The 10546-nt window shown below is 70.2% G+C and carries 10 protein-coding genes; 6 read left to right on the forward strand and 4 right to left on the reverse strand.

The window, feature by feature from the left end; all coding sequences use genetic code 11:
• From ACFWGZ_RS34755 to ACFWGZ_RS34765, 3 genes are all read right to left on the reverse strand, one after another.
• Positions 1–214: hypothetical protein (locus tag ACFWGZ_RS34755; RefSeq protein ID WP_382455825.1), on the reverse strand; the 214-nt coding region annotated here is incomplete at its 3' end.
• 203 nt (positions 215–417) lie between these two features.
• A complete protein-coding gene (locus ACFWGZ_RS34760; protein ID WP_382455826.1) occupies positions 418–1074 on the reverse strand; it encodes a potassium channel family protein in 657 nt (218 codons plus the stop codon).
• Positions 1074–1736 (reverse strand): potassium channel family protein, encoded by a 663-nt coding sequence (locus tag ACFWGZ_RS34765; protein ID WP_382455827.1) that lies wholly within the window; start codon positions 1734–1736, stop codon positions 1074–1076. The genes ACFWGZ_RS34760 and ACFWGZ_RS34765 overlap by 1 nt, the downstream gene beginning before the upstream one ends.
• Before the next feature lie 82 nt (positions 1737–1818).
• On the opposite strand from ACFWGZ_RS34765, the gene ACFWGZ_RS34770 reads away from it, so the two are divergent.
• The 3 genes from ACFWGZ_RS34770 to dxs all read left to right on the forward strand — a co-directional run bounded on the left by ACFWGZ_RS34770 (position 1819) and on the right by dxs (position 6973).
• On the forward strand, positions 1819–3804 hold the full coding sequence (locus ACFWGZ_RS34770; RefSeq protein WP_382455828.1) for an APC family permease: 1986 nt from the start codon (positions 1819–1821) through the stop codon (positions 3802–3804).
• The gene (locus tag ACFWGZ_RS34775) at positions 3801–5006 is read left to right on the forward strand and encodes a class I SAM-dependent RNA methyltransferase (RefSeq protein WP_382455829.1); all 1206 of its coding nucleotides are present in this window, start codon (positions 3801–3803) and stop codon (positions 5004–5006) included. Before ACFWGZ_RS34770 ends, ACFWGZ_RS34775 begins: the two co-directional genes overlap by 4 nt.
• Positions 5007–5068: 62 nt before the next feature.
• On the forward strand, positions 5069–6973 hold the full coding sequence (gene dxs, locus ACFWGZ_RS34780) for a 1-deoxy-D-xylulose-5-phosphate synthase (RefSeq protein WP_382455830.1): 1905 nt from the start codon (positions 5069–5071) through the stop codon (positions 6971–6973).
• A 399-nt stretch (positions 6974–7372) separates the two neighbouring features.
• Here the strand turns inward: dxs and ACFWGZ_RS34785 are convergent, their stop codons facing one another.
• Positions 7373–7774 (reverse strand): nuclear transport factor 2 family protein, encoded by a 402-nt coding sequence (locus ACFWGZ_RS34785; protein ID WP_382455831.1) that lies wholly within the window; start codon positions 7772–7774, stop codon positions 7373–7375.
• Positions 7775–7855: 81 nt separating this feature from the next.
• On the opposite strand from ACFWGZ_RS34785, the gene ACFWGZ_RS34790 reads away from it, so the two are divergent.
• From ACFWGZ_RS34790 to ACFWGZ_RS34800, 3 genes are all read left to right on the forward strand, one after another.
• Entirely contained in the window at positions 7856–8302 is a 447-nt protein-coding gene (locus ACFWGZ_RS34790; RefSeq protein ID WP_382455832.1) for a MarR family winged helix-turn-helix transcriptional regulator, read from the forward strand.
• Between the two features lie 64 nt (positions 8303–8366).
• A complete protein-coding gene (locus ACFWGZ_RS34795) occupies positions 8367–9050 on the forward strand; it encodes a response regulator transcription factor (protein ID WP_382455833.1) in 684 nt (227 codons plus the stop codon).
• Positions 9051–9068: 18 nt separating this feature from the next.
• The gene (locus ACFWGZ_RS34800; RefSeq protein WP_382455834.1) at positions 9069–10199 is read left to right on the forward strand and encodes a sensor histidine kinase; all 1131 of its coding nucleotides are present in this window, start codon (positions 9069–9071) and stop codon (positions 10197–10199) included.
• Positions 10200–10546 lie beyond the last annotated feature (347 nt).

Consider the following 10546-nt stretch of genomic DNA (forward strand, 5'->3'; position numbering starts at 1 on the left):
GCCCGAAGAGCGCGCGCAGCCCGTCCCGCCCGGTCACGCCGACCGCCGCGCAGGTGGTGTGCGGGTGGTTGTCGACGGTGCGCTTGGCGATCGTCAGGAGTTCGGCGATCTCGATGTTCGCCAGCCCTGTCACGGCCAGGCCCGGGGTGGCCGCGTCGTCGAACGACTCCGTGAGCGCCGAGGCCTGCCGGTCCAGGCGGTCGGCGAGGGTCATGCGATGCGCGCACGTCCGTCGTCGACGCGAACCAAGCCCAGGCGCATCAGTTCCTCGGGCACGGGCGCCACCGTTCGCTCGAGTGGTTCACCGAACGCCAGCAGCTCCATCGCCCGTCGCTGCGTCTTGGTCGGCGCACACCCGGAAGCGGCGATCTCCCTGATGTGCAAGGGGTTCCCGCGAGCACGCCCGCCACGAGAGACCTAGTACCCCAGGGCGGTCTTGATCTCCTGCTCCACGGCCGCAGTCGTGACGAACAGCAGCTCGTCCTCCGCTTCGAGGGTGTCGTCGGGCTGAGGCACGATGACCCGCCCGCCGCGCAGGATGGTCACCAGTGCCGCGTCGCGGGGCAGCGACAGCTCCGACACGGCCCGGCCCGCGAACGGCGTCGACTCGTCGAGGGTGATCTCCACGAGGTTCGCCTGGCCCTGCCGCAACGTCAGCAGTCGCACGACGTCGCCGATCGTCACGGACTCCTCGACCATCGCCGCCAGCAGCCGTGGCGTGGACACGGCGACGTCGACGCCCCACGACTCGGTGAACAGCCACTCGTTCGTGGGGTCGTTCACGCGCGCGACGACGCGGCGGACCGCGAACTCCGTCTTGGCGAGCAGCGACACCACGAGGTTGACCTTGTCGTCACCGGTCGCGGCGATCACCACGTCGCACAGCTGCATGCCCGCGTCCTCCAAAGAGGACAGCTCGCACGCGTCGGCCTGCACCCACTCGGCCTGCTCGACGGAGTTGGGGTCGAAGTGCGCCCGGTCCCGCTCGATCAGCATCACCTGGTGCCCGTCGGACACGAGCTCCTGCGCGATGGACCGCCCCACCGCTCCCGCGCCAGCGATCGCGACCCGCATCAGCTCTCCTCCGGTGCCTGCTGCGCCGCGGTCGCGACGTCGGTGATCGTGCCGGACAGCGCCGCCACGTAGATGGTGTCGTCGGCCTGCACGACCGTCGAGTGCTCCGGCAGCACGCCCGTGCCGAAGCGCATCACGAACGCCACGCGCGCGCCGATCGCCTCCTCGAGCTCGCGCACCGGGCGGCCGACCCACGACTCGGCGACCTCGATCGGCAGCACGGCCACGGTGCCGGACGGGTCGCGCCACGCGGTCGCGGCGCCCTCGGGCAGCAGCATCCGCAGGAACCGGTCGGTCGACCACGGCACGGTGGCGACCGTCGGGATGCCCAGGCGCTCGTACACGGCGGCGCGCTTGTGGTCGTAGATGCGGGCGACGACGTGCTCGACGCCGAACGTCTCGCGCGCGACCCGGGCCGAGATGATGTTCGAGTTGTCGCCGCTCGAGACCGCCGCGAACGCCCCGGCGCGCTCGACGCCCGCCTCGATCAGGACATTGCGGTCGAAACCGTTGCCGACGACCTGCTGGCCGTGGAAGTCGCTGCCCAGCCTGCGGAACGACTGCGCGTCCTTGTCGATCACGGCGACCTGGTGGTCGAGCCGCTCCAAGGCCCTGGCCAGGGAGGCTCCCACCCGGCCACACCCCATGATCACCACGTGCACGACATGCCTCCTCAGGCGAACTCTGCGCAGAACCTACCGAGCATTAGCCCGTCCCGGTGAGCGGACCCCTTACGCTCTGGCCGTGTCCAAGCTCGCCACCGCTGCCAAACGCCTCCTGGTCGGACGGCCGTTCCGCAGCGATCGCCTCGCTCACACCCTGCTGCCCAAGCGCATCGCCTTGCCGGTCTTCGCCTCCGACGCCATGTCGTCGGTCGCATACGCGCCGGAAGAGATCTTCCTGATGCTTTCTGTGGCCGGCTTGAGCGCCTATGCAATGGCGCCGTGGGTGGGGGTCGCGGTCGTCGTGGTGATGCTCACCGTGGTCGCCAGCTACCGGCAGAACGTGCACGCCTACCCGTCCGGCGGCGGCGACTACGAGGTCGCGACGGTCAACCTGGGGCGCAGGGCGGGGCTCACGGTGGCGAGCGCCCTGCTCGTCGACTACATCCTGACCGTCGCGGTGTCGATCTCGGCCGCCGCGGCCAACATCGGCTCGGCCATCCCGTTCGTCGCGACCCACAAGGCGGAGTTCGCGGTCGCCGCCATCGTCCTGCTGACCGCCGTCAACCTGCGCGGCATCCGCGAGTCCGGCAGCGCGTTCGCCGTCCCCGTCTACGCGTTCATGATCGGCGTCTTCGGCCTGATCGGCTACGGCCTGTTCCGCGGGTTCGTCCTCGGCGACGACATGCGGGCCGAGAGCTCCGGCCTCGAGATCCACGCCGAGTCCGACCACCTGATGGGACTCGCGTTCGTGTTCCTGGTGCTGCGGGCGTTCTCCTCCGGCTGCGCCGCGTTGACCGGCGTCGAGGCGATCAGCAACGGCGTGCCGGCGTTCCGCAAACCCAAGTCCCGCAACGCCGCGACCACGTTGCTGCTGATGGGCGGCATCTCGGTGGTCATGCTGATGGGCCTGATCGTCCTCGCCCAGCTGACCGACGTGCGGATGGCCGAGTTCCCCGCCCAGCAGATCACCAACGCCCCAGCGGGCTACGAGCAGAAGACCATGGTCGCGCAGATCGCCCACGCCGTCTTCGACAGCTTCCCGCCCGGCTTCTACTTCATCGCGGGCGTCACCGCCCTCATCCTGGTGCTCGCCGCGAACACCGCGTTCAACGGGTTCCCGGTGCTCGGCTCGATCCTCGCCCAGGACCGCTACCTGCCGCGCCAGCTGCACACCCGCGGCGACCGGCTCGCGTTCTCGAACGGCATCCTGTTCCTCGCGGGCTTCGCGGTCGTGCTGGTGATCGCGTTCGACGCCGAGGTCACCCGGCTGATCCAGCTCTACATCGTGGGCGTGTTCGTGTCGTTCACGCTGAGCCAGCTCGGCATGATCAAGCACTGGCAGCGGCTGCTCAAGACCGAGACCGACGCCCAGGTCCGCACCCGGATGCGCCGCTCGCAGGCGATCAACACGTTCGGCCTGGCGCTGACGGCGACCGTGCTGATCATCGTGCTGATCACGAAGTTCACCAAGGGCGCGTGGATCGCCATCGCCGCGATGGCCGCCATCTACGCGTTGATGACGGCGATCCGCAAGCACTACGACACCGTCGCCGAGGAGCTGCGCAAGCAGGAGAAGGTGCGCACGATGCCCGCGCGCAACCACTGCATGGTGCTGGTGTCCAAACTGCACATGCCGACGCTGCGGGCGTTGTCCTACGCCAAGGCCACGCGCCCGGACGTGCTGGAGGCCGTCACGGTCAACGTCGACGACGGCGACACCCGCAGGCTCGTGCTGGAGTGGGAGAAGGAGAACTTCAAGATCCCGCTGAAGGTGATCGAGTCGCCCTACCGGGAGATCACCAAGCCCGTTCTCGACTACGTCAAGCGAGTCAGGTCGGACAACCCGCGCGACGTTGTTACGGTGTTCATCCCCGAGTACGTGGTCGGCCACTGGTGGGAGCAGCTCCTGCACAACCAGAGCGCGTTGCGGCTCAAGGGAAGGCTGCTGTTCCAGCCTGGCGTGATGGTGACCAGTGTGCCGTGGCAGCTCGAGTCGTCGGTGAAGGTCAAGGACAAGGACGTCATCGCGCCGGGCGCTGTCCGAAGGGGACTTGACGACCGATGAGCTCGGCCAAGGAAGACTGGACCGGACGCACGTTCGAGGTGGAGGTGGGGTCCGTCGCGCACGGCGGGCACTTCGTCGCACGGCACGAGGGACGCGTCCTGTTCGTGCGGCACGCACTGCCCGGTGAACGCGTCGTGGTGTCGGTGTACGAGGACAACGGCGGCTCGTTCTGCCGTGCCGACGCCGTGGAGGTCCTGCAGGCGTCACCGGACCGCGTCGAGGCGCCGTGCCCGTTCAGCGGGCCGGGGATGTGCGGCGGCTGCGACTTCCAGCACGTGGCGTGGGACGCGCAGCGCGAACTCAAGGCGCAGGTCGTCCGCGAGCAGCTGACGCGTCTGGCCAAGATCGACCGCGACGTCGTCGTGGAGGCGCTGCCGGGCGGCCCGCTCCAGTGGCGGACGCGCATCCGGATGGCCGTCGACCGCGACGGGAGGCCCGGTTTCCGCGGCACCCGGTCCCACGACGTGATCCCCGTCGACCACTGCGTGATCTCCCGGCCGGGCATGGTCGAGTCGGTCGCCGGCCGGACGTGGCGGGCGCAGGAGCTCACGATCGTCCAGGACGGTGACGGCAACCGTCATCTGGGTGAGGTGCGCGGCCGGCACACCGCGCGACGCGCCGGAACCGGTACTGCCGTCGAGACCGCCGCCAGCCGGAAGTGGCGGGTGTCCGCCGACGGGTTCTGGCAGGTCCACCCGGCGGCCGCGGACACGTTCGCGTCCGTCGTGGGCCAGTGGGCCGCGGCTGAGCCCGGACAGCGCGCGTGGGACCTCTACGGCGGCGCGGGGCTCTTCGCGTCCGTGCTCGGCCGGCAGGTCGGCGAGACCGGGTCCGTGCTGGTCGTCGAGTCCTTTCCCGGTGCCGTGGAAGACGGGCGCCGCAACCTCCGGCGCATGTCCCAGGTCGAGTTCGTGGCCGACAAGGTGGAACGCGCCGTCACCCGCCGCCTGCCCGTCGAGGACCCGCACGTCGTCGTGCTCGACCCCCCTCGCAAGGGGGCGGGCAAGGTCGTTGTGGCTGAAGTCGCACGACGCCGCCCGCAACGGGTCGTCTACGTCGCCTGCGACCCCGCGGCCCTGGCCCGTGACCTGGCCGAATTCACTGCTCAGGGATACCGGCTCGACGACCTCCGCGCCTTCGACGCGTTCCCGATGACCCATCACGTCGAGTGCATCGCGCTGCTGGTACCTGAGACGCGCTGACCATGCGTCTCAGTCGAGTCTCCGTAGACTGAACCGAAGTCTTCAGGAGTGAGGTGGGCGTGGTGACCCTGCTGGAGTCCGTGCACGGACCGGCTGATCTGAAACGGATGGACGAGGCGCAGCTGACACAGCTGTGCGGGGAGATCCGGCGTTTCCTGGTCGACAAGGTGTCCAAGACGGGCGGGCACCTGGGCCCGAACCTGGGTGTCGTCGAGCTGACCGTGGCGCTGCACCGCGTCTTCGACTCGCCGCAGGACCCGATCGTCTTCGACACCGGCCACCAGTCGTACGTGCACAAGATCGTGACGGGCCGGCGCGACGGCTTCGACCGGCTCCGCCAGCAGGGCGGCATGTCGGGCTACCCGTCGCGGTCGGAGTCCGAGCACGACGTGCAGGAGAGCTCGCACGCGTCGTCGGCGCTGTCCTACGCCGACGGCCTGGCGAAGGCCAAGCAGATCAACGGCGCCCACGGGCACGTGGTCGCGGTCGTCGGCGACGGCGCGCTGACCGGCGGCATGTGCTGGGAGGCGCTCAACAACATCGCGGCGGACAGCAACCGCCCGGTCGTGATCGTGGTCAACGACAACGGCCGCTCGTACTCGCCGACGATCGGTGGTCTCGCCGACCACCTGTCGTCGCTGCGGTTGCGGCCCGGCTACGAGCGCGTGCTGGAGAAGGGCAAGAGCGTCCTCGAGCAGACGCCGATCTTCGGCAAGCCGCTCTACGCCGCCCTGCACGCCGCCAAGCGCGGCATCAAGGACGCGCTGGCGCCGCAGGCCATGTTCGAGGACCTGGGCCTCAAGTACATCGGCCCGGTCGACGGCCACGACATGGCGACCCTCGAGTCCGCCCTGCAGCGCGCTAAGTCGTTCGGCGGCCCGGTGATCGTGCACGCCGTGACCCGCAAGGGCATGGGCTTCGCGCCGGCCGAGAACCACGAGGCCGACCAGATGCACGCCACCGGCGTCATCGACCCGATCACCGGCGAGGACCTCAAGCCGTCCAGCCGCACCTGGACGCACGTGTTCTCCGACTCGCTGGTCGAGATCGGCCGCGAGCGCCCCGACGTCGTGGCGATCACCGCCGCGATGCAGGGACCGACCGGCCTGGACGCGTTCGCCAAGGCGTTCCCCGACCGGTTCTTCGACGTCGGCATCGCCGAGCAGCACGCGCTGACCTCGGCCGCCGGTCTCGCCATCGGTGGTCTGCACCCGGTCGTGGCCGTGTACGCGACGTTCCTCAACCGGGCGTTCGACCAGCTGCTCATGGACGTCGCGCTGCACAAGCAGGGCGTCACGGTCGTGCTCGACCGCGCGGGCGTCACCGGACCGGACGGCGCGTCCCACCACGGCATGTGGGACATGTCGATCCTCGGCGTCGTCCCCGGTGTCCACGTGGCCGCGCCGCGCGACGCCGCCACGCTGGCCGAGGAGCTGCGGGAGGCCGTGGCGATCTCGGACGCGCCGTCGGTGATCCGCTACCCGAAGGCGTCCGTCGGCGGCGACCTGCCCGCGCTGGACCGCGTCGGGTCCGTCGACGTGCTGCGCCGGTCGGGCACCGACGTGCTGCTGGTGACGGTCGGCGCGCTGGGCGAGCTCGGGCTCGACGCCGCGCAACGGCTGGAGGACCAGGGCATCGGCGTCACGGTCGTCGACCCGCGGTGGATCTACCCGATGTCGGCCGACCTCGTGGAGATGGCCGCGGCGCACAGGCTCGTCGTCACCGTCGAGGACGGTGGCCGGCACGGCGGCTTCGGGTCGTCGCTGGCGGCCGCGCTGCGCGACGCCGACGTCGACGTGCCGTTGCGCGACATCGCCCTGCCGCAGCAGTTCCACGACCACGGCTCGCGGGGCGAGGTGCTGGCGTTGTGCGGCATCACCGCGCAGGACGTGGCGCGCCGCGTGACGGAGTGGGCCGCCCGGCTGGAGTGCCTGCCCGTGGAAATGGACGCGACCGCGGAGAAGTAACTGGACCAACCCCCTACGCACCCGCTCAGGTGGCCCGGCAGGACTCCCGCTCCGAGTCCCGCCGGCGGGGGCCGTGGTCTGCCTGGGGAGCCCGCGACACGTCGTGCTCACCGCGCGCTTGCTGACCGCTGCCGCACAAGACGTGCCGACTGCCGACGGTGTGCTGGTGCGGGTGACCGTGGTGGTGCGGTGGGCCGACGACGTTCGTGGTGGCGTCAGCTGAACCCGAGGCAGAGCTGTACACGGCCGTGCAGCTGGCGTTGCGCGGTGCGGTGCTGACGCGCGCACTCCGCCGTTGCTCAACGCCGCCCGTCTGGCGGAGGAGCACCCGGCGTTGCCGGAGTTCCGCGCGTTGCAGGCCGCCTCGACCGTCGTCGTGGACCGGCCCGCCCGCAGGACCTAGTCCTCCCGCAGCCAGAGCAGGGTCGTGCGCGACTCGCGCAGCCGCCAGCCGGCGGGAGTCCTGACCGCGACGCAGTCCAGGCGCAGACCGGCGGTGCGGAACGGCGCCTCGCCCGCGCGGAAGAAGTACGTCACCGAGTTCGCCGACGCGGTGGCCCTGTCGCCGTCGAGCTCGACGAGCAGTCCCGCGGTGACGTGCTGCGTGAACTCGTCGGGCTTCTCGGCGTCGCGCATCGCCTCGACGAACGCGTCCAGGCCCTCGATCTCGCCGTTGCGGGGAGAGGAGATCGAGATGTCGCGGTCGAAGACGGTGTGCGCGTCGTTCCAGCGCTTCTCGTCGAGCAGGCGGGCCAGCTTGCTGAACAGGACGTTGATCTCGAGACGGTCGGACGTCGACACGGGAACCCCCACATTGTTGGTGACGCCAACGTTGGCGTCACCAACAATACAGATGCTCGTTGGTTGCGCCAACGATTTAGGATGGTCCGCGTGGAGTCACCCGAACGCCTGGCCGGAAAGCCGAGCTGGTTGCTGACCCAGCTGTCGGTGCACGCGCACCGGCTCGCTTCCGAGGGCTTCGCCGAGGCGGGGGCGCGCGGGTACCACTACCGCGTGCTGGCCGCGCTTTACGAGTTCGGCGCCGCGAGCCAGGCCGAGCTCGGCCGCCGCTGCACCATGGACCGCAGCGACGTCGTGGCCGCCGTGACCGAACTGGCCGGCCGCGGTTTCGTCGAACGGGCGCAGGACCCGACGGACCGCCGGCGCAACACCGTGACGCTCACCGACGAGGGCGCCGGGCAGCTGCACCGCCTCGACCAGGCGCTCGACCGCGCGCAGGACGAGCTGCTCGCCCCGCTGCCCGACGCCGACCGGCAGCATCTGACCCGCCTGCTCGGCACCCTGCTCGCCCACCACCAGCGCTCTTAGGCCCGACAGGCCGCGTGAAGGTGTCGTTAAGCGTGGTCTCAGGTCGATGTGGCACCTTGGTGGCGTGCGGATTCTGGTTGTCGAGGACGAGGCACCTCTGGCCGACGCGATCGCTCGCGGCCTGAGGCGCGAGGGCATGGCCGTGGACGTCGCCTACGACGGCGAGACCGGCCACGAGAAGTCGACCGTCACGCGGTACGACGTCGTCGTGCTCGACCGCGACCTGCCCGGTATGTCCGGCGACGAGCTGTGCAAGGAGATCCTCAGCTCCGGCGCGCTCACCAGGGTCATGATGCTCACGGCCAGCGGCTCCATCGAGGATCGCGTGTCCGGCCTGTCGCTCGGCGCCGACGACTACCTCGCGAAGCCCTTCGCGTTCCCCGAACTGGTCGCGCGCGTGCGGGCACTGGCCCGGCGCGCGACGCCCGCGACCCCGCCCGTGCTGTCCGCGCAGGACGTCGAACTGGACCCGGCGCGGCGCACCGTGTCGCGCGGCGGCCAGCCGATCGAGCTGACCCGCAAGGAGTTCGGCGTCCTCGAGGTGCTGCTCGCGGCCAAGGGCTCGGTCGTCAGCAGCGAGGAGCTGCTCGAGCGGGTGTGGGACGAGAACGCCGACCCGTTCACCACGACCGTGCGCGTCACCGTCATGACGTTGCGCAAGAAGCTGGGCGAACCGGGCATCATCGACACCGTCGTCGGCTCCGGCTACCGGGTGCCGAGCGCGTCGAACGGATCCGCCGAAGTCTGACCCGCAGGGGACTCACCTATGCGCAGGCGCGGGCCGGGGCTTCGCCTCCGGATCACGCTCCTCACCACCGCGCTGGTCGCGGTGGTGAGCGCTGTGCTGCTCTTCCTCGGGTGGACGCTGGTCGGCCGGGTCTTCGACTCGTCGCCGTCGTTCCCCTCCGACACCCAGGTCACCGTCGACGGAGTCACCGTCACCGTGAAGACGCTGACCGACGCGCTGACCGTCGCCGCCCGGCAGGACCTGCTGCGCGCGGGAGTGATCGCGTTCGCGTGCATGGTGGTGGCCGCCGCCGTGCTGACGTGGACGTTCACCGGCCGTGTGCTGAAACCGCTGCACGACGTCACGGGTGCCGCCCGTCAGCTGTCGGCCGAGTCGCTGGGAGCCTCCCGGCTGCGGCTGGAGGGCCCGCGCGACGAGGTCGCGGAGCTCGCCGACACGTTCGACTCGATGCTCGACCGGCTCGAAGCAGCCTTTGACTCGCAGCGCCGGTTCGTGGCCAACGCATCGCACGAACTGCGCACTCCTCTCTCGGTGGTGCGTACCGAACTGGACGTGACGCTGTCCGACCCGGACGCCGACGTCGACGAGCTGCGGCGGATGGCTGGCGTCGTCCGTGCCGCGGGGGAGAGGGCCGAGCAACTGGTGTCGGCGCTGCTGCTGCTCGCGCGCACGGACGGAGTGGGACTCGCCGTGCGGGAGCCGGTCGACCTGTCCGCCGTCGTGGAGTCCGCGTGGAAGGCGGTGCGCGCGGAGGCCGAGGCGCGGGGCGTCCGCGCGGTGTTCCGGTGCGTGCCGGCGCTCGCCGTCGGCGACCCGGCGCTGCTGGAGCGCATCGCGGGGAACCTGCTGGAGAACGCCGTCCGGCACAACCACGTCGGCGGGTGGATCGAGGCCGTGGTGGAGACGGGGTCGCAGTGGTCGGTGCTGCGGGTGTCGTCGTCGGGCCAGCTGATCGCGCCGGACCGCGTGGAGGAGCTCTTCGAGCCGTTCCGCCGCGGGGTCAAGGACCGCACGTCCCAGTCCGGCACGGGTCTCGGCCTGTCGATCGTGCGTGCCGCGGTGGCGGCCCACGGCGGGTTTGCGCAGGCAGTGGCCGTGCCGACCGGGGGTCTGTCGGTCACCGTGCACCTGCCCGTGGCCCCTCGCTGACCCCGGATGCAAGATCTTTGACGTGGCCCCGGTCACAGTATGCGTCGATCTTGGCGGGTTTGAGCCATCCGCGTGGTGTCTGACCTGCGGTTACTCGTCGGTTGACCCCCGATTTGGATCTCAGTGGGCCGCCGTGTAAATTTCTCTCTGCCAGCGCGGAACGGGCCGGAAAACACCGGAACGGAGCGCGGCGAAAGACTTCTAAGCCTGACACAGCCCCGGAAGTGACTCTCCTCGGAGATGAGCTGCGGCGAGCGCGTGTTCTTTGAGAACTCAACAGCGTGCCGAAACACAGCCAGTAATATGAATACTCCTCGTCAGGAGTATTCCTTTGAGTAGCAAGACCA

Origin of the sequence: Lentzea sp. NPDC060358, from assembly GCF_042725365.1 — a bacterium.
GTDB lineage: Bacteria > Actinomycetota > Actinomycetes > Mycobacteriales > Pseudonocardiaceae > Lentzea.

Excerpts from the sequence above, each read along its gene's own strand:
- ACFWGZ_RS34760 (WP_382455826.1), bottom strand. The coding sequence starts at position 1,074 with ATGCGGGTCGCGATCGCTGGCGCGGGAGCGGTGGGGCGGTCCATCGCG.
- ACFWGZ_RS34775 (WP_382455829.1), top strand. The coding sequence starts at position 3,801 with ATGAGCTCGGCCAAGGAAGACTGGACCGGACGCACGTTCGAGGTGGAG.
- ACFWGZ_RS34790 (WP_382455832.1), top strand. The coding sequence starts at position 7,856 with ATGGTCCGCGTGGAGTCACCCGAACGCCTGGCCGGAAAGCCGAGCTGG.
- ACFWGZ_RS34800 (WP_382455834.1), top strand. The coding sequence starts at position 9,069 with ATGCGCAGGCGCGGGCCGGGGCTTCGCCTCCGGATCACGCTCCTCACC.